This window comes from Pseudomonas sp. PDM21 (genome assembly GCF_014852505.2).
Classification (GTDB): Bacteria; Pseudomonadota; Gammaproteobacteria; order Pseudomonadales; family Pseudomonadaceae; genus Pseudomonas.
Genome location: NZ_CM181223.1, coordinates 111,523 through 131,700, shown reverse-complemented (window position 1 = coordinate 131,700; position 20,178 = coordinate 111,523). Strand labels below are relative to the sequence as shown.

At 65.5% G+C, this 20,178-nt stretch carries 20 protein-coding genes and 1 pseudogene; 14 read left to right on the top strand and 7 right to left on the bottom strand.

The genetic code is table 11. The features are described from left to right. Nucleotides 1-72: 72 nt before the first annotated feature. Genes siaA through siaD form a run of 4 tightly spaced genes read left to right on the top strand, consistent with a single transcriptional unit; the run spans nucleotide 73 to nucleotide 3,814 of the window. Nucleotides 73-2,061, top strand: coding sequence for a biofilm regulation protein phosphatase SiaA (gene siaA / locus IB275_RS00645; RefSeq protein ID WP_192294216.1), 1,989 nt, complete (start codon nucleotides 73-75; stop codon nucleotides 2,059-2,061). 10 nt (nucleotides 2,062-2,071) lie between these two features. Next, complete coding sequence (siaB, locus tag IB275_RS00640) at nucleotides 2,072-2,614, top strand: biofilm regulation protein kinase SiaB (protein WP_081518863.1); 543 nt, start codon at nucleotides 2,072-2,074, stop codon at nucleotides 2,612-2,614. A 25-nt stretch (nucleotides 2,615-2,639) separates the two neighbouring features. Then, complete coding sequence (gene siaC / locus IB275_RS00635) at nucleotides 2,640-3,020, top strand: biofilm regulation phosphoprotein SiaC (protein WP_081518864.1); 381 nt, start codon at nucleotides 2,640-2,642, stop codon at nucleotides 3,018-3,020. A 5-nt stretch (nucleotides 3,021-3,025) separates the two neighbouring features. After that, nucleotides 3,026-3,814, top strand: a complete 789-nt coding sequence (gene siaD, locus IB275_RS00630) for a biofilm regulation diguanylate cyclase SiaD (protein ID WP_045213489.1) — start codon at nucleotides 3,026-3,028, stop codon at nucleotides 3,812-3,814. A 55-nt stretch (nucleotides 3,815-3,869) separates the two neighbouring features. Here siaD and IB275_RS00625 read toward each other — a convergent pair whose 3' ends face one another. Next, the gene (locus IB275_RS00625; RefSeq protein ID WP_192294218.1) at nucleotides 3,870-4,427 is read right to left on the bottom strand and encodes a hypothetical protein; all 558 of its coding nucleotides are present in this window, start codon (nucleotides 4,425-4,427) and stop codon (nucleotides 3,870-3,872) included. Nucleotides 4,428-4,616: 189 nt separating this feature from the next. Here IB275_RS00625 and IB275_RS00620 point away from each other — a divergent pair, with 189 nt between their 5' ends. The 5 genes and pseudogenes from IB275_RS00620 (at nucleotide 4,617) to IB275_RS00600 (ending at nucleotide 8,704) form a co-directional block, all read left to right on the top strand. Beyond that, complete coding sequence (locus tag IB275_RS00620; protein WP_192294221.1) at nucleotides 4,617-5,411, top strand: NYN domain-containing protein; 795 nt, start codon at nucleotides 4,617-4,619, stop codon at nucleotides 5,409-5,411. 73 nt (nucleotides 5,412-5,484) lie between these two features. After that, on the top strand, nucleotides 5,485-5,799 hold the full coding sequence (locus IB275_RS00615; RefSeq protein WP_192294223.1) for a DUF2845 domain-containing protein: 315 nt from the start codon (nucleotides 5,485-5,487) through the stop codon (nucleotides 5,797-5,799). 152 nt (nucleotides 5,800-5,951) lie between these two features. Then, complete coding sequence (locus IB275_RS00610; RefSeq protein ID WP_192294224.1) at nucleotides 5,952-6,377, top strand: GNAT family N-acetyltransferase; 426 nt, start codon at nucleotides 5,952-5,954, stop codon at nucleotides 6,375-6,377. 1,204 nt (nucleotides 6,378-7,581) lie between these two features. Further along, a complete protein-coding gene (locus IB275_RS00605) occupies nucleotides 7,582-7,974 on the top strand; it encodes a BRO family protein (protein WP_192294226.1) in 393 nt (130 codons plus the stop codon). A gap of 213 nt (nucleotides 7,975-8,187) precedes the next feature. Then, nucleotides 8,188-8,704, top strand: a pseudogene (locus IB275_RS00600) (REP-associated tyrosine transposase). A 115-nt stretch (nucleotides 8,705-8,819) separates the two neighbouring features. Here the strand turns inward: IB275_RS00600 and IB275_RS00595 are convergent. The 3 genes from IB275_RS00595 to aptA all read right to left on the bottom strand — a co-directional run bounded on the left by IB275_RS00595 (nucleotide 8,820) and on the right by aptA (nucleotide 12,151). Continuing rightward, on the bottom strand, nucleotides 8,820-10,316 hold the full coding sequence (locus tag IB275_RS00595) for a CoA-acylating methylmalonate-semialdehyde dehydrogenase (RefSeq protein WP_192294228.1): 1,497 nt from the start codon (nucleotides 10,314-10,316) through the stop codon (nucleotides 8,820-8,822). Between the two features lie 176 nt (nucleotides 10,317-10,492). Continuing rightward, nucleotides 10,493-10,804: a cupin domain-containing protein gene (locus IB275_RS00590; protein WP_138519935.1), complete on the bottom strand. Its 312-nt coding sequence runs from the start codon at nucleotides 10,802-10,804 to the stop codon at nucleotides 10,493-10,495. Further along, nucleotides 10,805-12,151, bottom strand: coding sequence for an omega-aminotransferase AptA (gene aptA, locus IB275_RS00585; RefSeq protein WP_081518871.1), 1,347 nt, complete (start codon nucleotides 12,149-12,151; stop codon nucleotides 10,805-10,807). It abuts the gene before it with no gap. Between the two features lie 137 nt (nucleotides 12,152-12,288). On the opposite strand from aptA, the gene IB275_RS00580 reads away from it, so the two are divergent. The 5 genes from IB275_RS00580 (at nucleotide 12,289) to argE (ending at nucleotide 17,273) form a co-directional block, all read left to right on the top strand. Beyond that, complete coding sequence (locus tag IB275_RS00580) at nucleotides 12,289-13,209, top strand: LysR family transcriptional regulator (RefSeq protein WP_081518872.1); 921 nt, start codon at nucleotides 12,289-12,291, stop codon at nucleotides 13,207-13,209. 332 nt (nucleotides 13,210-13,541) lie between these two features. Beyond that, on the top strand, nucleotides 13,542-14,870 hold the full coding sequence (locus IB275_RS00575; protein ID WP_192294230.1) for a flavin-containing monooxygenase: 1,329 nt from the start codon (nucleotides 13,542-13,544) through the stop codon (nucleotides 14,868-14,870). Nucleotides 14,871-14,873: 3 nt separating this feature from the next. After that, nucleotides 14,874-15,284 (top strand): RidA family protein, encoded by a 411-nt coding sequence (locus IB275_RS00570; protein WP_015474916.1) that lies wholly within the window; start codon nucleotides 14,874-14,876, stop codon nucleotides 15,282-15,284. 99 nt (nucleotides 15,285-15,383) lie between these two features. Next, the gene (locus IB275_RS00565) at nucleotides 15,384-16,058 is read left to right on the top strand and encodes a DUF1028 domain-containing protein (RefSeq protein WP_192294232.1); all 675 of its coding nucleotides are present in this window, start codon (nucleotides 15,384-15,386) and stop codon (nucleotides 16,056-16,058) included. 63 nt (nucleotides 16,059-16,121) lie between these two features. Next, a complete protein-coding gene (argE, locus tag IB275_RS00560) occupies nucleotides 16,122-17,273 on the top strand; it encodes an acetylornithine deacetylase (RefSeq protein ID WP_192294689.1) in 1,152 nt (383 codons plus the stop codon). A gap of 233 nt (nucleotides 17,274-17,506) precedes the next feature. On the opposite strand, the gene IB275_RS00555 is transcribed toward argE, so the two are convergent. From IB275_RS00555 to IB275_RS00545, 3 genes are all read right to left on the bottom strand, one after another. Then, nucleotides 17,507-18,151 (bottom strand): HAD family hydrolase, encoded by a 645-nt coding sequence (locus IB275_RS00555; protein WP_192294234.1) that lies wholly within the window; start codon nucleotides 18,149-18,151, stop codon nucleotides 17,507-17,509. A gap of 85 nt (nucleotides 18,152-18,236) precedes the next feature. Then, a complete protein-coding gene (locus tag IB275_RS00550) occupies nucleotides 18,237-19,397 on the bottom strand; it encodes a hypothetical protein (protein WP_192294236.1) in 1,161 nt (386 codons plus the stop codon). A gap of 233 nt (nucleotides 19,398-19,630) precedes the next feature. Then, entirely contained in the window at nucleotides 19,631-20,173 is a 543-nt protein-coding gene (locus tag IB275_RS00545; protein ID WP_151188917.1) for a gamma carbonic anhydrase family protein, read from the bottom strand. Nucleotides 20,174-20,178: the final 5 nt, after the last annotated feature.

Below are 20,178 nucleotides of genomic sequence, written 5' to 3'. Positions count from 1 at the left end.
ATACAAAATGCACAATTGAGCTTTCGCCAAAAGACCGGCACACGGCGGGCGACACGGGGAAACAAGATAGCCATGGCGGCAAGATGGGGGTTGCGCGGCAAATCGGTGGTGGCATTGCTCATCGCCTGTCTCCTGGCACTGGTACCGGCAGTCATGCTGGGCTGGAAAGCCATGGAGGACATCCGCACGCATTTCGGCCTCGCCTTCGCGAGAAACTTCACGCTGCTCAACCAGCAGAAGATCATCGCGCCGGTGATCCGCGAGCTGGCGCTCTCGCGGCGCCTGGCCGAGTCCGTGGTGACGCAGGACTGGCTGCTGTCCGAGAACGACCCCGCGCGCCGGGCACTGTTCTTCCGCGAAGCCGAAGGCTTCCGCGCGGACCAGCACAACTACTCCTACTTCGTCGTGGTGGACTCCTCGCGCCACTACTACTTCAACGACTCCAGCTCGCCGCTCTCCAATTCCCCGCGCTACACCCTCAGCGACACCGATCCGCAGGACCGCTGGTACTTCGATACCCTGGCCCGCGATGAGACCTACAACATCAACGTCAACTACGACGCCAAGCTGAAGGTCACCAAGGTCTGGTTCAACATGGTGGTGCGCGCCGGCAACGAGAAAGTCGGCCTGGCCGGCGGCGGCCTCGACCTCACCGAGTTCCTCGACCAGTTCATCTCGCGCCGCGAGGCCGGGGTGACACCGATGATCGTCGACCCCGAGGGCGCCATCCAGGCGCACCCGGACACCCGCCTGATCGCCTTTTCCTCCGGCTCCAGCGGCCAGGCCAAGCACCACGTCTACGACCTGCTGGCCAACGCCCAGGAGCGCACCGCGCTGCGCCAGACCCTGCGCCAGGCCGAGACCAACCCCGGCGAAGTGGAAACCATGTGGGGCACCATTGACGGCAAGGAACAGCTGATCGCCACTGCCTACATCCCGCAGCTGCGCTGGCACGTGCTCAGTGCCATCGACCTGCACGCCGCGCAAGTGCTCGACAGCCGCTGGATCTGGCCGCTGGTGGGCACCCTCGCCGGGTTGCTGGCGATCCTGCTGATCGGCTTCGCCTACACCGTCGACCTGCTGGTGCTGCGCCCGCTGCGCGGCCTCAAGCAGTCGGCCAAGGCGATCGCCGCCGGGCAGTACGACAGCCCGCTGCCGCGCACCCGCCCGGACGAGATCGGTGAGCTGTCCAGCGCCTTCGCCAGCATGGCCGACCAGGTCCGCCGGCACACCGAGGAGCTGGAAGACAAGGTCCAGCAGCGCACCCAGGCACTCGAAGCCGCCAACCGCGAGATGGCCGCCGCGCAGAAGAAGATCGGCGACTCCATCGACTACGCCAGCCTGATCCAGCGCGCCATCCTCCCCGATCGCCAGCTGCAGGCTTCCCTGGGCGAGCACCATTTCGTCCTGTGGAAACCCCGCGACGTGGTCGGCGGCGACTTCTACATCTACCGCGAAGGCCCGCAGGACAGCCTGATCGGCGTGGTCGACTGCGCCGGCCACGGCGTGCCCGGCGCGCTGATGACCATGCTCGCCCTGGCGGCCATCGACCACGCCATCGACAGCGTGAAGAGCCACGACCCGGCGGCCATCCTGCGCGAGACCGACCACGTGATGCGCGGCATGCTCGGCCAGGAAGAGTTCACCCACTCGCTGGCCACCAACATGGATGCCGGCCTGGTGCGCGTCGATCACCAGCGCAAGCAGCTGCACTTCTCCGGGGCGAAGATTTCCCTGTTCGCCAGCGACGGCAGCGAAGTGCGCGAATACAAGGGCGCGCGCCGCGCCATCGGCGACAAGCGCCAGGGCGACTATCAGGACGTGGAAATCCCGATGGAAACCGGCTGGACCTACTACCTGTGCACCGACGGCTTCCTCGACCAGGCCGGCGGCGAGCACGGCTTCGGCTTCGGCAACAGCCGCTTCGCCGACCTGCTGCGCAACCACGCGCGCCGACCGTTGGCCGAGCAGGCCGATGTGTTCGCCGCTACCCTCGCCCAGTACCAGGGTGAGCAGCCGCAGCGCGACGACATCACCATTCTCTCTTTCCGCTTCGACTAGGGGTTAATCCATGGAATCGCTAGATCTGTTGGCCATGCGCGAGAGCTTTACCCGGCAACGCATATTGCTCTGCTTCAACGGCCCCATCTCGCGCAGCCTGATCGAGGAAATCGGCCACGCGCTGCGCAACTACCTGCAGGCCGAACAGGCGCACCCCAGCGAAGCGATGGACGTGTTCGCCGTCTACATCGAGATGACCCAGAACATCCGCCACTACGCCACCCAGCGCGGCTACAACGAGCAGGAGGCCTCGGCCACCGTGGCGATTGCCCGCGATGACGAAGGCCACTACGTGGTCTCCGCCGGCAACCTGGTGGAACTGGCCGACGGCCAGGGCCTGGTGCGCAGCATCGAAGCCATCGCCGGGCTCGACAAGGTCCAGCTCAAGGCAGCCTACAAGGAGCAGCTGCGCCGCCCGCGCGACGCCGAAGCCTCCACCGGCGCAGGTCTCGGCCTGCTGGACATCGCCCGCAAGTCCAGCGCGCCGCTCAAGACCTCCCTCACCGAACAACCCGACGGCCGCGCCTTCTTCAGCCTGCGCGCCGTGATCTGAACCGCGAAATTCAGGAAGACCCGACATGAGCGATCTCAACGTCACCGGAACCCAATCCACCCCACAGATCCATGGCGACTGGCAGGCCGGCATCCTCGCGATGCAAGGCGACTCCTACCCGGAGAACTCCTTCGAGCTGTTCGGCCAGGTCATCGAGTGGGTCGAACGCTTCCTCACCCAGGAGCAGCGCCCGCTGGAACTCGACCTGCGCCTGCTGTACCTCAACACCAGCTCGATCAAGGCCATGATGGACATCTTCGACCTGCTCGAAGAAGCCCACGGCCAGGGCCGCAGTACTCGCGTGGCGTGGCACTACGACCGACGCAACGAGCGCGTCGCCGAACTGGCCGAGGAATTCCGCGAGGACTGTACCTTCCCGTTCGTCATCCAAGCCTACGACGAGTAAGAGCCATGACTAGCGAGCGCGAGCTGGACCTGCTGATCGAAGAGCTGCTGGCCGACCCCCAGTACGAAGGGCACCCCCTGCGTGAGGCCCTGTACCAGAAGCACCAGCAATCCCTCGACCAGCTCGCGCGCCTGGAACGCATCGCGCGGATTTCCGACGGCTTCCAGTCCATGGCCAGGCAGCAGAACAGCACGCTATCCGAGCGCTACCACAAGCAGCTGCGCCAGCTGGAAAAGGTCGCGCGCATCTCCGACCGCTATCAGGACATGATGCGCGACCTGAACATCGCGCTGAAGGAAGCCTCGACCCACGACACCCTCACCGGCATCGCCAACCGCCGCCTGCTGATGGAGCGCCTGCGCGAAGAAAGCGAACGCGCCCAGCGCCACGGCGAGTCCTACGTGCTGGCCATGCTCGACGTCGACCGCTTCAAGCAGGTCAACGACACCTGGGGCCATGAAGTGGGCGACCGCGTGCTGGTGGAAATCGGCCGCGCCATGGAGTCAGCCCTGCGCCAGTACGACCTGTGCGGCCGCTGGGGCGGCGAGGAATTCCTGCTGATCCTCCCCGACACCCGCCTGGCCGACGCCGCCGCCATCATCGAGCGCGTGCGCAACGACATCCGCTGTCTGGCCGTGCGCGTGGGCACCAACGCCCTGTCCGTCACCGCCAGCTTCGGCGTCGCCGAGCACCATCCGGGCGAAAGCTACTCCCAGACCCTCAGCCGCGCCGACGCCGCATTGCTGGATGCCAAGCGCAGCGGGCGGGACAAGTGCGAGTTCGCCACCGCGTAACGGCGGCACCATGAAAAAAGCCCGGCCATGGCCGGGCTTTTTTTGTAGAGCGAGATCAGTTCTGCAGCGATACCTGACCGGCACCCAGCTTCAGGCCACCCAGGCGCTGCAGCAGGGTGTTGATGTTGGCGCGGGCCGAGCCTTCGTTGGCCAGGCGCAGGCGGGTCACGCCATAGAACGCATCACCTACTCCCGCGGTGAAGGGCTCCTTCACGGTCTCCTGCCAGACCACGCGGCCACCGGCGTTTTCCACCAGGCTGTACTCGACGGTCGAGGTCACGGTGAAACTGAAGCCGAATACCGGCTGGTCGAGACTGACCAGCTTGGTGCGCAGCGAATAGGCCGCCTTGTTGCCCTGGCCGAGCAGGCCGGCCTTGCCCAGGGACTGCTCCAGCGCCGCGCGGAAATCAGCGCCGTCGATCTGCGAGGTCCACAGCGGGTTGGTCTTCTTGCCACCCTCGACATCGGTGACCTGGAGGTTGTCGCGCAGCGCGGCGTCATAGCCCTGGGTGTGCGCCTGCTGGTCATTGACCTGCATGTTCTCGACCTTCGCCGAAGAGGCGCAGCCGGTCAGCAGGATCGCGAAAAGGGAAACGCAGAGAAAGCGAAACATGGTCATTCCTTCGATGGCAGATTGGGCGCCCAGGCAGTTCGCGATCGAATGATGACGCCACGTTCCTCCCTGAACGGTGGCGGAGGATATGCCTGCGCCAGTGATGGCGCAATGACTCTATTGGCTTGCCGGGTTGTCGCGACCGGCCACGGGCACTAAGGTCGTCGTAACCACCGCAAAGGATGCAGCATGGCCAACAAGTCTCCCTCCCCTCGCCAGCAGACCCATCTCGCCGTCCTGATCGACGCCGACAATGCCCCCGCCGCCATCGTCGAAGGGCTGTTCGAGGAGATCGCCAAGTACGGCGTCGCCAGCGTGAAGCGCATCTATGGCGACTGGACCAAGCCCAACCTGGGCAAGTGGAAACAGGTTCTGCTCGACCACTCCATCCAGCCCATGCAGCAGTTCGCCTACACCAGCGGCAAGAATGCCACCGACAGCGCGCTGATCATCGACGCCATGGACCTGCTCTACACTCGGCGCTTCGACGGCTTCTGCCTGGTTTCCAGCGACAGTGACTTCACCCGCCTGGCCGCGCGCCTGCGCGAAGAGGGCCTGACGGTCTACGGCTTCGGCGAAGAAAAGACGCCCAGGCCCTTCGTCTCCGCCTGCGACAAGTTCATCTACACCGAGATCCTGCGCGCCGTCGCCGAGCCCACACCGGCCACCGACAAGGCTGCCGCCCCGAGCGCCACCGAAGCGGCAAAACCCGCCAGCAAACCCAAGTCGCAGAAAGTCCCGCTGGACTTCATCGCCAAGGTGCTCGACGACATCGACGGCGACGACGATGACTGGGTGCAACTGGGCGCCCTGGGGCAGAACATCAGCAAGCTGCAGCCGGCGTTCGACCCACGCCTGTATGGCTTCAAGAAGCTCAGCGACCTGATCAAGGGCCACCCCAAGCGCTTCGAACTGCAGGCGCGGGGAATCGGCAATACCGGCGGCAAGGACTTGTACGTGCGCAATGCCGGCCCGGTGCGTTAAGCCTGCGTCAGCTCAATGCAGCGTCACTTTCCGGTCGTTAGGGTTGAACTTGAACCTGCAACGGAGCCGCCCCATGCGCCCCTGGCTGATAGCCCTGCTCCTGACCCTCGCTGCCGGCGCTGCCCACGCCGGCACGCTGCGCTGCGGCACCAGCCTGATCAACGAAGGCGACCCGATGGACGAAGTGCTCGCCAAGTGCGGGCAGCCGGACAAGCGCGACATCGTCCCGCCAACCCCGCCCCGGCGCGGGCAGGACGGCAAGATCATCCCCGGCGGCCCGCAACTGGAAACCTGGATGTACGGCCCCAGCAACGGCGCCTACCGCTACCTGCGCTTCCGCGATACCACGCTGGAGCTGATCCGGACTTCGCGCAAAGAGGAAATCTGATCGCAGGGCGCATAACCCGCTAAGGGATATGCGCCGCATCAACGGGGATTCGGGCGCATTCATGCACCGCCGTACCCGCCGCTACCAAAGGCGCCTACCCATCGCGGCAGCATCTCCCTAGACTGATCGCCTTCGCCAATCCGGAGGGCACCATGCAAAGCCAATTCGACTTCACCCTCGGCATCGACCCGCAAGCGCGCGACGTCGTGGTCAAGGGCCTGCTCGCCTACAACCTGGGCCAGATGGGCCGCAGCAACACCTACGACGACTTCGAACTCTATGCCCGCAGCGACGACGGCGAAGTGGTCGGCGGCATGTTCGGCCAATCCGGCATGGGCTGGCTCTACATCGACTACCTCTGGCTGCAGGACGACCAGCGCGGCAGCGGCCTGGGCAGCCAGCTCATCGCCCTCGCCGAAGACGAAGCCCGCCGTCGCGGCTGCGTCGGCCTGTTCCTCTACACCTACAGCTTCCAGGCCCCCGGCTTCTACGAGAAACAGGGCTTCGAGCGCATGGGCGTGCTCGAAGATTGCCCGCCGGGGCATCAGCGGATCTACCTGAAGAAGCAGCTGGGCTGATCGCCGCGCCTTTCCCCTGTAGGAGCGAGCTTGCTCGCGAACCCGCCCAACGCCGGCCCTGCCGGCGTGTCACCGACAACCTGCGCCGTGCCAACTCCGGTGCTCGGCCTCCCCTCACCCTAACCCTCTCCCGGAGGGAGAGGGGACCGTTCGGTGCGTAGCGAAACCACCGTGCCAGCCGGCACGATCTGCATCCGTAGGGCGGATAACGCCCCCGGCGTTATCCGCCGTTCTGGCGCATAACCCGTTCCGGGTTATGCGCCCTACGTCTGCGGCAATGGAGTTCTCCGTTGTGCATTTCGCGGACAAGGTCCGCTCCTACAGATGGGCAACGGTGCCGTGCGGTTCGCGAGCAAGCTCGCTCCTACGAAGAGCGCCGTCGCTCCGACGAACCGGCTCTGGCTCTAAAGGACTTCCAGAGAAATACCAGCGCACTCCGACTGCCCCGTTCAGGAGGCCTCGTTGAAGCGGAGTTTCTGGGGTTGAGCGGCATGGATGCCGCGAGAGCCGCGATGGGCCAGGGATGGCCCTTCGCGGCGTGCCCCTGAAACTGCGCTTCAACGAGGGTATTTTTCGCCTAAGCGAAAAACCGGATGTCCGGGGCAAGACCTTTGCCTCCTTTGGGGCGTTTGCCAAAGGAGGTCGCCCGAGGGGGCGAAACAAAAAGCCCACGCGCACGCCGAAGCGGCGCAGAACACCCAACCTGGAAGCATCGCGGACAGAGTCCGCTCCTACGCAAACGGGAACGCCAGCGTTGTGCGGTTCGCGAGTCCGAATCCATTCCCTACGGATTTCGGCATTTCCCACATCCCTGTGGGTCACAAGCTCGCTCCTACACGCACGCCGGAAACCGCTGCTTGTTGGGCACACCTGCCATTCCTATCCTCGCCCAGTCACATCAGTGACCTGGGTTTGGCGACCCGGAATTAGTGGCGCGAAAGCGCTTGAAGGCGCTTGCGAGAACAGCGAATGTTCTTGCAGGTCCCCGCACGTGCAGAATTTTCTGCAACGCTCAATGGCGGATCGCGCGGGGAGACCTCTGGGTCTGCCGGGCACCACTAACCGGTTCGCCAACCCCGCGCGGTCTGCCTCCCTTCGTTTGGCGACGTCGATGGCAGCTCTAAACTTTTAGTGGAGCTTCATCAATGCAAAACACCTACACCCCAACCTTCTTCACCCGCAAAAACGCTTCCTGCGCGGCCTCATGCTCGACAACCAGGCCTGGTTCGTTTCCCGCGACATCGCCCGCCTGCTCTCCGTCCAGTATCCCGACAGCTTCCACCACCGCTTCTTCCCCCACGAAGTCCAGACCCTCCCTCTGACCTACCGCACCGGCACCACGGAAGACACCGTCCTGCTCAGCGAGGCCGCCCTCTACAAGGCCTTCGTCCGCTTCGGCCACCCGGAACTCGAAGCACTGGACCGCTGGCTCTCCCACGACGTCATCCCCACGTTGCGTGACCAGCACTCCCCGGAATCCGCCGCCCCCCGCCGCATACTCCTCACCTGGGACGCCCGCCGCCTGATGCTGCTGAACTGGCAAGGCGGCCTGTGGATGCGCTGGGAAGAAGTTCCCCGGATGTTCGATTACTCCTGAGCCGCAGCAGCATGGGTATCGCTCCGCTCCACCCATCCTACAAAGGTTTCAGCCGGCTCCCGCAGAGCCGCAGGTGACCCCGAACGTAGGATGGCGTGGAGCGCAGCGATACCCATCAACAAAGCCCAGCCGGCCCCCGCAGCGCCACAAGCGACCTCGAACGTAGGATGGCGTGGAGCGCAGCGATACCCATCAATGCCCACAGGACGCGCCATGACCTCATACCGCCGCGACAGAACCGATGGCGCCACCTGGTTCTTCACCCTTGCCCTGGCCGACCGCCGCTCACGCCTGCTGGTAGAGAACATCGACCTGCTCCGCGCCGCCTTTGGCTACACGCAACAACGCCACCCCTGGCACATCGACGCCATCGTCATCCTGCCCGACCACCTGCACGCCATCTGCACCCTGCCAGTGGGCGACGCGAATTACGCGCTGCGCTGGCGGCTGATCAAGACAGAATTCTCACGGGCGCTCCCCAGTCTCTGGCAGCCGCCAGACAAAGGGCGAGCGCGGCATCTGGCAACGGCGTTACTGGGAGCACCGAATTCGCGACGACCTCGACTTCGTACGGCACGTGGACTACATCCACTTCAATCCGTGCAAGCACGGCCATGCTCCCCACGTGGTCGATTGGAGGTGGTCGTCATTTCATCGCTACGTGCGTAACGGGCTGCTGGTGAGGAATTGGGGCGGGGAGGCAGTGGAGGGAATCGAGGCGGGGGAATGATGGGTATCGCTTCGCTCCACGCCATCCTACGAATAGGTTCCCGGAAAGAACGGTGCACTTGGCAATAAAAAAGGCCGGTCATCTGACCGGCCTTTTTCTTACCGCTTATTCACCATCAGCCATTGCTGGGGAAGGCGAACTGCGCCGCTTCGTGCGACTTGCGCTGCGGCCAGCGCTGGGTGATGGCCTTGCGCTTGGTGTAGAAGCGCACGCCATCCGGGCCGTAGGCGTGCAGGTCGCCGAACAGCGAACGCTTCCAGCCGCCGAAGCTGTGGTAGGCCACCGGTACCGGCAGCGGTACGTTGACACCGACCATGCCGACTTCGATCTCGTCGCAGAACAGGCGGGCCGCTTCACCGTCGCGGGTGAAGATGCAGGTGCCGTTGCCGTATTCGTGGTCGTTGATCAGCTGCATGGCTTCTTCCAGGCTGTTCACGCGCACGATGCAGAGCACCGGGCCGAAGATTTCTTCCTGGTAGATGGTCATGTCCGGGGTCACCTTGTCGAACAGGGTGCCGCCGATGAAGAAGCCGTTCTCGTGACCGGCCACCTTGAAGTTGCGGCCGTCGACCAGCAGCTGGGCACCCTGCTCGACACCGGTGTCGATGTAGCCGGTGACCTTGGCCTGGGCAGCGCCGGTGACCAGCGGGCCCATGTCCAGGCCGCAGTTGGTGCCGGCGCCGATCTTCAGGGCCTTGATCTGCGGAACGATCTTCTCGACCAGCGCGTCGCCGATCTGGTCGCCCACGCAAACGGCCACGGAGATGGCCATGCAGCGCTCGCCGCAGGAGCCGTAGGCCGCACCCATCAGGGCGCTGACGGCGTTGTCCAGGTCGCAGTCGGGCATCAGAACCGCGTGGTTCTTGGCGCCGCCCAGGGCCTGTACGCGCTTGCCGCGCTTGGTGCCTTCGGAGTAGATGTACTCGGCGATCGGGGTCGAGCCCACGAAGCTCAGGGCTTTGACTTCCGGCGCTTCGATCAGCGCGTCCACGGCGGTCTTGTCGCCGTGCACCACGTTCAGCACGCCCTTGGGCAGGCCGGCTTCTTCGAAGAGTTCGGCGATCAGCAGGGTGGAGCTCGGGTCACGCTCGGACGGCTTGAGGATGAAGGTGTTGCCGCAGGCGATGGCCAGCGGGTACATCCACAGGGGCACCATGGCCGGGAAGTTGAACGGGGTGATACCGGCGACCACGCCGATCGGCTGGAAGTCGCTCCAGGCATCGATGTTCGGGCCGACGTTGCGGCTGTATTCGCCTTTGAGGATTTCCGGGGCGGCGCTGGCGTACTCGACGTTCTCGATGCCGCGCTTGAGTTCACCGGCGGCGTCTTCGATGGTCTTGCCGTGTTCTTCGCTGATCAGCTGGACGATGCGCTGCTCGTTGGCTTCGAGCAGTTGCTTGAAGCGGAACAGCACCTGGGCGCGCTTGGCCGGCGGGGTGTTGCGCCAGGCCGGGAAGGCGGCCTTGGCGGCGTCGATAGCCTGCTGGACGGTTTCACGGCTGGCCAGCGGGACCTTGCGGATGGCTGCGCCGGTGGACGGGTTGAAGACGTCGGCGGTGCGGCCGGTGTCGGCGATCATCTCGCCGCCGATCAGGTGCTTGACGGTGGTCATGGGCTGTCTCTTCTCACTTGAATGGTTCGGGTGAAGGACTTCAAGAGCCCCTCTCCCCAACCCTCTCCCTGAAGGGAGAGGGGGCTTGTTCGGAGTGTGGGCAAAGCCGCGTGGCTCGCCGGGAACTGCACTTTAAAAGGAGTTTCCCGGCTACGCCTTCTCGCGTGCCCGCGCACTCAGTGGCTGTGCGGGTGCTCGTCGCTCTTGAGCTCGATCTCGATGAACGCCACTTCGTGATCGCAAGGATTGATCACGTTGTGCTCGGTTCCGATCTGACGGGTGTAGCTCGCACCCAGGACCAGCGGCGCGCGGCGCTCGCCCTCGGGGGTTTCGAGCAGCAGTTCGCCGTTGGTCACCGGGACCACGACGTATTCCATGCCGTGGCGGTGCCAGCCGGTCTCGGCACCGGGGGCGAAGCGCCACTCGGTGACCAGGACCTTGTCGTTGTCGATCTGTACCGTCGGGACGGCCTTCGGACGCTCGCTCACTTACGCTACCCCGTTGAGGGCATCGCCCACGGCGCTGAACAGGCGGTCCAGGTCCTCGGGCTTGGCGTTGAAGGTCGGGCCGAACTGCAGGGTGTCGCCGCCGAAGCGCACGTAGAAGCCTTCTTTCCACAGCTTCATGCTGGCTTCGAACGGACGCACGATGGCGTCGCCGTCGCGGGCGCCGATCTGGATGGCGCCGGCCAGGCCGCAGTTGCGGATGTCGATGACGTTCTTCGCGCCCTTCAGGCCGTGCAGGGCCTTCTCGAAGTAGGGAGCCAGTTCCAGCGACTGCTGGATCAGGTTCTCTTTCTCCAGCAGGTCCAGCGCGGCGATACCGGCGGCGCAGGCGACCGGGTGCGCGGAATAGGTGTAGCCATGGCCGAACTCGACGGCGTATTCCGGCAGGTTCTGGCCCATGAAGGTGTCGTAGATTTCGCTGCTGGCGATCACCGCGCCCATCGGGATGGCGCCGTTGGTGACCTGCTTGGCGACGTTCATGATGTCCGGCTTCACGCCGAAGAACTCGGCGCCGGTGGCCTTGCCCATGCGGCCGAAGGCGGTGATCACTTCGTCGAAGATCAGCAGGATGTTGTGCTGGTCGCAGATTTCGCGCAGGCGTTGCAGGTAGCCCTTCGGCGGTACCAGCACGCCGGCGGAACCGGACATCGGCTCGACGATGACGGCGGCGATGTTCGAGGCGTCATGCAGCTCGATCAGCTTCAGCAGTTCGTTGGCCAGCTCGACGCCGCCGGTCTCGGCCATGCCCTTGGTGAAGGCCATGCCCGGCTGCAGGGTGTGCGGCAGGTGGTCGACGTCCATCAGCTGGCCGAACATCTTGCGGTTGCCACCGATGCCGCCCAGGGCGGTGCCGGCGACGTTCACGCCGTGGTAGCCACGGGCGCGACCGATCAGCTTGGTCTTCTGCGCCTGGCCTTTCAGGCGCCAGTAGGCGCGGGCCATCTTGATCGAGGTGTCGGCGCACTCGGAGCCCGAGCCGGTGAAGAATACGTGGTCGAGGCCGGCCGGGGTCAGCTGGGTGATTTTTTCCGCCAGCTTGAAGGACAGCGGGTGGCCGTACTGGAAGGCCGGGGAGTAGTCGAGGGTGGTCAGCTGCTTGGCGACCGCGTCGGCGATTTCCTTGCGCGAGTGACCGGCGCCGCAGGTCCACAGGCCCGACAGGCTGTCATAGATCTTGCGGCCCTGGTCGTCCACCAGCCAGCTGCCTTCGGCGGCGACGATGATGCGCGGGTCTTTATGGAAGTTGCGGTTGGCGCTGAAGGGCATCCAGTGGGCCTTCAGGTTCAGTTCGCTGGCCACCGACGGGGTGACGTTCACTTGCTGGTTCATGGAGCATGTCCTCGACGACAGTCTTGTTGGGCGCGCAGGCCGCGTCGGGCCTGGTGCGATGGGAGTAGATTGGGCCTGACTAAACGTGAGTTAAAGCTTATTCTTCTTACGTTCAGTTTCGAATTGGTAAAACTAAGATGGCGAAACAACGGGCGCCTTCCCTGGGCCAGGTCAGCGATTTCGAGATCCGCCTGCTGCGCATCTTCAAAACCATAGTCGAGTGCGGCAGCTTCTCGGCCGCGGAAAGCACGCTGGGCATCAGCCGCTCGGCCATCAGCCTGCACATGGGCGACCTGGAAAAGCGCCTGGGCATGCGCCTGTGCCAGCGCGGCCGGGCGGGCTTCGCGCTCACCGACGAGGGCCGCGAGGTGTACCGCGCGACCCAGTCGCTGCTGGCGGCGCTGGAGGGTTTCCGCGCCGAGGTCAACGAGTTGCACCAGCACCTGCGCGGCGAGCTGAACATCGGCATCATCAACAACCTGGTGACCCTGCCGCAGATGCGCATCACCCACGCCCTGCGCGCGCTGAAAGCCAGCGGGCCGGGCGTGCGGATCAACATCGGCATGACCACGCCCAACGAGATCGAGCTGGGTGTTCTCGACGGACGGTTGCACGTCGGGGTGGTGCCACTCATCAGCCCGCTGTCGGGGCTGGAGTATTCCGCTCTTTATGAGGAGCGCTCGCTGCTGTTCTGCAGCCAGGAGCACCCGCTGTTCGAGCGCGACGACGCGAGTATCACGGTGGAGGAAATTCACGCCTGCGACGCGGTGGAGCCCAGCTACCGCATCCCCGCCGAAGCCCAGGAGCGCCACCAGGAACTGCGCGGCAGCGCCAACGCCTCGGACCGCGAGGGCATGGCCTTCCTTATTCTCACCGGCAGCTACATCGGCTACCTGCCCGACCACTACGCCGCCGATTGGGTCGCCCAGGGCCGCCTGCGCCCGCTGCGGCCGGAGCGCTTCCACTACGACATCCCGCTGACCGTGGTGACCCGCAAGGGCCGCCGGCCGAACCTGGTGCTGGAGCGGTTCATCGAGGCGGTGGCAGAAAGCCGCTGATCCGCCAGACGCTCAGGATGAATGCCTCCGTAGGATGGCGTGGAGCGCAGCGATACCCATCCTACCTGGCGTCACGCCGGTGACGCTGGCGCGGAATCAAGCCCGAACAAGCCACATTCTGCCTATCCAATTTGTCGCCCCAGCCACCAAAAATCCTATACCCCCTCCCCTGCAGCCCGCGGGCCGCGGGGTTTGCGTGGGTGCAGCTTTTCCCTAGCCTGCGACTACAAAAAACATAATTTCGCTATTCACAGCCTCTGAACAGAATGCGGCCAACAGCTCACCGCAGCCGCAACAAGAACAAACGTGATCAGAGTCTGAGGAAGCAAGCCATGACCGACCTGAATCCAGGCGCCTTCGGCAAGAAGTCGCTTGATAACCTGGAAATCGACACGCTGGTCGTTGGCGCCGGACAAGCCGGCGTGGCCATGAGCGAGCACCTGACCCAGCAGGGCGTGCCGCACATCGTGCTGGAAAAGAGCCGCATCGCCGAAGCCTGGCGCACCGGCCGCTGGGACTCGCTGGTCGCCAACGGCCCGGCCTGGCATGACCGCTTCCCGAACATGGAATTCCCGGTCGGCCCGGATGACTTCCCGGCCAAGGAGCAGGTCGCCGAGTACTTCGTCGCCTACGCCAAGCAGTTCAATGCGCCGATCCGCACCGGTGTGGAAGTGAAGAAGGTCACCCGCAACGAAGGCCGCCCCGGCTTCACCGTGGAAACCTCCGAGGGCACTCTCCAAGCCCTGCGCATCGTCTCCGCCACCGGCCCGTTCCAGCGCCCGGTGATCCCGGCCATCGCGCCGAAGGACGAGAGCATCCAGCAGATCCACTCGGCCAAGTACTTCAACCCGCAGCAGTTGCCCGAAGGCGCCGTGCTGGTGATCGGTGCCGGCTCCTCCGGTGTGCAGATCGCCGACGAGCTGAACCGCGCCGGCAAGAAGGTCTTCCTCTCCGTGGGCGCCCATGACCGTCCGCCGCGCTCCTACCGCAACCGCGATTTCGTCTGGTGGCTGGGTGTGCTCGGCCTGTGGGACGCCGAGGAAGTGCAGCCGGGCCGCGAGCACGTGACCATCGCCGTGAGCGGTGCCCGTGGCGGCGAGACCATCGATTTCCGCCGTCTGGCCAACGAGGGCATCACCCTGACCGGCCTGACCAGGTCCTTCGCTGACGGCAAGGTGACCTTCCAGGACGACCTGGTGGCCAACCTGAAGGCCGGCGACGACAACTACCTCGGCCTGCTGGACGCCGCAGACGCCTATATCGAGCAAAACGGCCTCGACCTGCCGCTCGAGCCGGAAGCCCGCAAGGTCTACCCGGACGCCGAGTGCATCCGCAACCCGATCCAGCAGCTGGACCTGGCCGAAGCCGGCATCACCTCGATCATCTGGGCCACCGGCTACGCCGTGGACTTCAACTGGCTGCAGGTGAACGCCTTCGACGACAAGGGCAAGCCCAAGCACCAGCGCGGCGTTTCCCGCGAGCCGGGCGTGTACTTCGTCGGCCTGCCGTGGCTGTCGCGCCGTGGCTCCTCGTTCATCTGGGGCGTATGGCACGACGCCAAGCACGTGGCCGGCCACATCGCCACCCAACGCCGTTATGTCGAATATCAGGATGCCTCGCAGCGCGAAGGCTCCGTTCCGAAAGCCGCATCCTGGGAGTAAGAGATGCCTACCCACACTCGCATCCGCATGTTCAACACCAAGGACACCTACCCGAACCAGACCCTGGACAACGACCTCTGCCAGGCCGTGCGCGCCGGCAACACCGTGTACGTACGCGGCCAGGTCGGTACCGACTTCGAGGGCAACCTGGTGGGCCTCGGCGACCCGCGTGCCCAGGCCGAACAGGCGATGAAGAACGTCAAGCAACTGCTGGAAGAAGCCGGCAGCGACCTGTCGCACATCGTCAAGACCACCACCTACCTGATCGACCCGCGCTACCGCGAGCCGGTGTACCAGGAAGTCGGCAAGTGGCTGAAGGGCGTGTTCCCGATCTCCACCGGCCTGGTGGTGTCGGCCCTCGGCCAGCCGCAGTGGCTGATGGAGATCGACGTCATCGCGGTCATTCCGGACTGATCGATGAACTGAAATGCGATGCGGCGACGCGGGATTTCCTGCCTCGCCGCTTCGTCGTTTGTGCAGGTTTGCGCTGATAGAACAAGCAAAGGAGCCACCATGACCTTCTCCATCGTCGGCCGCTGCGCCGAAACCGGACAACTGGGTATCGCCATCAGCTCCTCGAGCATCGCCGTGGGCGCCCGCTGCCCCTGGGTACGCGCCGGCGTCGGCGCGGTGGCCACGCAGAACATCACCCTGCCGGCCCTCGGCCCGCAGATCCTCGACCAGCTCGAAGCCGGCCTGGAGCCGGGCGCGGCGCTGGACAAGGCGCTCTCCAGCAACGGCTACAGCCAGTACCGCCAGGTGACGGTGATCGACCAGCACGGCAAGGTCGCGCTGTTCACCGGCAGCGAAGCGCTGGGCGTGTACAACGCCGTGGCCGGGGAAAACTGCGTGGCGGCAGGCAACCTGCTGTCGTCCCCCGCAGTGATCCAAGCCATGACCCAGGCCTTCGAAGGCGCCAACGGCTGCCTGGCCGAGCGCCTGCTGGCTGCGATGCAGGCGGCGATGGCCGCCGGTGGCGAGGCCGGCCCGGTGCATTCGGCCGCCCTGAAAGTCGTCGGCGACCTGGTCTGGCCGATCGTCGACCTGCGCGTAGACTGGGCGGACGAAGCGCCCATCGATGAACTGGAAAAACTCTGGGTGGCCTACAAGCCGCAGCTGGAGGACTACCTGGTGCGCGCCCTCGACCCGACCAAGGCGCCGAGCTACGGCGTGCCGGGCGACGAGTAAGCGACCCTCCCGCAGGGGCGGGCCATGCCCGCTCCTGCAAAAGTTCTGAAGCAGGACCCGACCATGCCTTCCAGCCGCGAAATCCTCGCCGACCTGATCGCCTTCGACACCGTCAGCCGCAACTCCAACCTGGCGCTGATCCACTACATCCGCGACTACCTCGCAGGCTATGGCATCGCCTGCGAGCTGTTCCACGATGCTGAAGGCGGCAAGGCCAATCTCTACGCTACGCTCGGCCCGCAAGACCGCGGCGGCGTGTGCCTGTCCGGCCACACTGACGTAGTGCCGACCGATGGCCAGCCGTGGACGGTCCCGCCGTTCGAGCTGACCGAGCGCGACGGCCGCCTCTACGGGCGCGGCACCGCGGACATGAAGGGCTACATCGCCTGCGTGCTGGCGGCGGTGCCGGCGTTCCTCGCCCAGCCGTTGCGCCTGCCGGTGCACCTGGCCTTCTCCTACGACGAGGAAGTCGGCTGCCTCGGCGTGCGCTCGCTGCTCGCCGCGCTGGAGCACCGCGAACACAAGCCGACGCTGTGCATCATCGGCGAACCCACCGAACTCAAGCCGGTGCTCGGCCACAAGGGCAAGCTCGCCCTGCGCTGCCAGGTACACGGCGCACCGTGCCACTCGGCCTACGCGCCGCAGGGCGTGAACGCCATCGAGTACGCGGCGAAACTGATCGGTCGCCTCGGCGAGATCGGCACCCGCCTGGCTGCACCGGAGCGCCATGACCCGCGCTTCGACCCGCCCTATTCCACCGTGCAGACCGGCGTGATCAGCGGCGGTCGCGCGCTGAACATCGTGCCCGCCGAATGCCAGTTCGATTTCGAAGTACGCGCGCTGCCCAGTGACGATCCGCAACAGGTCGCCGATGACCTGCGCGCCTTCGCCGAAGCCGAGCTGCTGCCGAAGATGCGTGCGGTGAAGGCCGAGACGGACATCCGCTTCAGCGAAATTTCCGCCTACCCGGCGCTGGTCACCGACCAGCAGGCCCAGGCTGCGGAGCTGATAGCGCTGCTCAGCGGCTCGCGCGACTTCACGACCGTTGCGTATGGCACCGAAGGCGGGCTGTTCCACCAGGCCGGCATCCCCACCGTGGTCTGCGGCCCGGGCAGCATGGACCAGGGCCACAAGCCGGACGAGTTCGTCAGCCTGGAGCAGTTGGCGAAGTGCGATGAAATGATGGGGCGCCTGGCGGAGTGGTTGCGCGGTTGATTCGCCGCGCGATTTACCCGGTTTTGTAGGAGTGGACTCCGTCCGCGATGGGCATCCGGTTTGCCCGGAGCGGCCGGAAATCGATCGCGAAAGAATTAGCTGTAGGGCGCATAACCCGGGACGGGTTATCCGCCGAATCCCTCGCGGCGGATAACGCTGGCGCGTTATGCGCCCTACGATCCAGTCGGCCGGTCGCGGGCATGGCCCGCTCCTGCAGGTTCAGCGCTGCGCGGTCAGGCAAACGCCGCGCGCAGCTCGTCCATGCTCGCGAAATAGTGCGCCGGGCTTTCCGCCATCAGCTCTTCGCGGCTGCCGAAGCCATAGCCGACACCCGCGGCGGACAGGCCATTGCGGTGCGCCCCGATCAGGTCGTGCTTGCGGTCGCCGATCATCAGCGTCTGTTTCAGGTCCAGCTGCTCGATACCCAGCAGGTGCTCGATCAGCTCGACCTTGTTGGTGCGCGTGCCGTCCAGCTCGCTGCCGTAGATCACCTTGAAGTGCCGGGCGAAGTCGAAGTGGCGGGCGATTTCGGCGGCGAACACCGTTGGTTTGCTGGTGCAGATGTACAGCGTACGGCCCTGGCCACCGAGCAGTTGCAGCAGCTCGGCAACGCCGTCGAACACCTTGTTCTCGTACAGCCCGGTGTCCTTGAAGCGCACGCGGTAGTGGTTCACCGCTTCCCAGGCGCGCGCCTCGTCGAAGTCGTAGGTGCTCATGAAGCACTGCAGCAGCGGCGGGCCGATGAAGTGTTCGAGCTGACGCAGGTCGGGCTCGTCGATGCCCAGCTGGGCGAGGGCGTACTGGATCGAACGGGTGATGCCCTCGCGCGGGTCGGTAAGGGTGCCGTCGAGGTCGAAAAGGATGTTCTGGTAATGCATGGGATCAGCGTCCGGCCGCGAAAGTCGGGCCCGAAGGATACTGCGCATGGCCGCCTGCGCGAAGCGCGGATCGTCGAACGACACCTCAGGGCGCCGCGCCCTGCCCCTGCTTGAGCACGCGGAAGCCGCCACTGACGCTCACCGGCTCGGCCTCGCCGGCGCCGTAGGTCCGGGCGGCGGATGGCTCTTGCGCTTCATCCTCCGGCTGCGCCAGCCGGCCCGTCAGGCTCTGTTGCACGCGGGCGCCGAGGTGATCGACGCCGGACATCACTCCGCCGTCCGGATCGCGCATCAGCGCCAGCCACTGTTCGTCGAAGGCGGCGTTGATCTCCTTGCGCAGCTGGGTCTCCACCTCTGGCCGGTCGTGGTCGTTGCCGGCCATGCTGAACAGGGTGAAGGCCACCGAGATGACCGAGCCGGCGACCTTGCCCGCCGCGCTCGCCACCACCCCGGCGATGCTGCGGTTGCGCAACTCGTGCACCAGCTTGGCGCTGGTGCGCTGGGCCACCGGTGAGACGCCGCTGACCTTGGTGCCGGCACCGGCTTTGCCCGCCGCCGTGCGGATCTCCTGCATCAGCGCGGCGAAGGCCGGCACCTTGCCGATGTCCTTGGCGTACACCACGTCGTACAGCGAAGCATCGCGGCTGGAGGGCGGGCCAAGGGAGATCGCCGGGATGCCCATCAGGTGCTCGTCGAAGGCCTTCTGCGGGATGCCGCGGCGCTGGGGAATGTCCTTCACCGCCACCGTCAGCAGCTCGATGTAATGCCGGGTGGCCTTTTCCATCACCGCGTCCGGGTCGACCTGTTTGGCCACCGGTATCAGCACCTGCTTACGGTACTGCTCCTGCAGATAAGCGGCCAGTTTGTCGACGGTGGGATCGAGGTCGCCGTGGGAGCCCATCTTGTACCAGGCGACTTTCATGCTCAGCCATTCCTGGGTCCAGTAGCTGGAGAACCAGGGGATGAATTTCTCGTCGGTGCGCTGGTAGACCAGGTCCATCCACTGCTGCATGGCCTCTTCGGCGTAGGCGCGGGCCTGGGAGGTGGCGGCCAGCGAAGCGGCGCCAATGTCGGCGTCGACCTGGTGCCAGGTGGCTTCGGTAATCGGGGCGGCAGGCTGGGCAGGGTGATGGGCGCAACCGGGCAAAACCAGCAGAAGCAGCGCCAGCAGGAGCAGGAGCAGGACGATGACACCGCCGCGCCGCCAGGGCGAAACGGTGGCGCTGGGGGAGCACAGACTGTTCATGGCCGCTCGCCGGCTCGGCGGCGCCGTGATGGCTGGCCGCCCGCTGCTGAACCCGGCCGGGCACGCGCTGGCGTCCGGTCACCTCGGGTCAGTATAGGGCGCGAGGTTCGGCACGGCAGGCCGTCCGGCGGGACGGCCTTGATGTAGGGCGCATAACGCCTCGGGCGTTATCCGCCATCGGAGCATCGGCGGATAAAGCGTTCCGCTTTATGCGCCCAACGGAGGCTCCGCCGTCAGCCCGCGTAACCCTCGGCAATATGCTGATCCTTCAACTTCACATAGTTCCCGGCCGTATAGCTGAAGAACGCCCGCTCCTTGTCCGTCAGCGGCCGGGCCTTCTTCACCGGGCTGCCGACATAGAGGAAGCCGCTCTCCAGTGTCTTGCCCGGCGGCACCAGGCTGCCGGCGCCGAGGATCACCTCGTCCTCGATCACCGCGCCGTCCATGACGATGGAGCCCATGCCCACCAGGATGCGGCTGCCAATAGTGCAGCCATGCAGCAGCACCTTGTGGCCGATGGTCACTTCGTCGCCGATGGTCAGCGGGAAGCCGTCCGGGTTGAAGGGGCCGGCGTGGGTGATGTGCAGCACGCTGCCGTCCTGCACGCTGGTGCGCGCGCCGATGCGGATGCGGTGCATGTCGCCGCGAATGGTGACCAGCGGCCAGACCGAGCTGTCCGCGCCGATCTCCACGTCGCCGATGACCACGGCGCTGGCATCGACGAAGACGCGCTCGCCGAGGGATGGCGTTTTGCCTTGATAGGTTCGAATCGTCACGATAG

Coding starts and splice junctions, on each gene's coding strand:
- siaA (WP_192294216.1), top strand. CDS start 73: ATGGCGGCAAGATGGGGGTTGCGCGGCAAATCGGTGGTGGCATTGCTC.
- siaB (WP_081518863.1), top strand. CDS start 2,072: ATGGAATCGCTAGATCTGTTGGCCATGCGCGAGAGCTTTACCCGGCAA.
- siaC (WP_081518864.1), top strand. CDS start 2,640: ATGAGCGATCTCAACGTCACCGGAACCCAATCCACCCCACAGATCCAT.
- siaD (WP_045213489.1), top strand. CDS start 3,026: ATGACTAGCGAGCGCGAGCTGGACCTGCTGATCGAAGAGCTGCTGGCC.
- IB275_RS00625 (WP_192294218.1), bottom strand. CDS start 4,427: ATGTTTCGCTTTCTCTGCGTTTCCCTTTTCGCGATCCTGCTGACCGGC.
- IB275_RS00620 (WP_192294221.1), top strand. CDS start 4,617: ATGGCCAACAAGTCTCCCTCCCCTCGCCAGCAGACCCATCTCGCCGTC.
- IB275_RS00615 (WP_192294223.1), top strand. CDS start 5,485: ATGCGCCCCTGGCTGATAGCCCTGCTCCTGACCCTCGCTGCCGGCGCT.
- IB275_RS00610 (WP_192294224.1), top strand. CDS start 5,952: ATGCAAAGCCAATTCGACTTCACCCTCGGCATCGACCCGCAAGCGCGC.
- IB275_RS00605 (WP_192294226.1), top strand. CDS start 7,582: ATGCTCGACAACCAGGCCTGGTTCGTTTCCCGCGACATCGCCCGCCTG.
- IB275_RS00595 (WP_192294228.1), bottom strand. CDS start 10,316: ATGACCACCGTCAAGCACCTGATCGGCGGCGAGATGATCGCCGACACC.
- aptA (WP_081518871.1), bottom strand. CDS start 12,151: ATGAACCAGCAAGTGAACGTCACCCCGTCGGTGGCCAGCGAACTGAAC.
- IB275_RS00580 (WP_081518872.1), top strand. CDS start 12,289: ATGGCGAAACAACGGGCGCCTTCCCTGGGCCAGGTCAGCGATTTCGAG.
- IB275_RS00575 (WP_192294230.1), top strand. CDS start 13,542: ATGACCGACCTGAATCCAGGCGCCTTCGGCAAGAAGTCGCTTGATAAC.
- IB275_RS00570 (WP_015474916.1), top strand. CDS start 14,874: ATGCCTACCCACACTCGCATCCGCATGTTCAACACCAAGGACACCTAC.
- IB275_RS00565 (WP_192294232.1), top strand. CDS start 15,384: ATGACCTTCTCCATCGTCGGCCGCTGCGCCGAAACCGGACAACTGGGT.
- argE (WP_192294689.1), top strand. CDS start 16,122: ATGCCTTCCAGCCGCGAAATCCTCGCCGACCTGATCGCCTTCGACACC.
- IB275_RS00555 (WP_192294234.1), bottom strand. CDS start 18,151: ATGCATTACCAGAACATCCTTTTCGACCTCGACGGCACCCTTACCGAC.
- IB275_RS00550 (WP_192294236.1), bottom strand. CDS start 19,397: ATGAACAGTCTGTGCTCCCCCAGCGCCACCGTTTCGCCCTGGCGGCGC.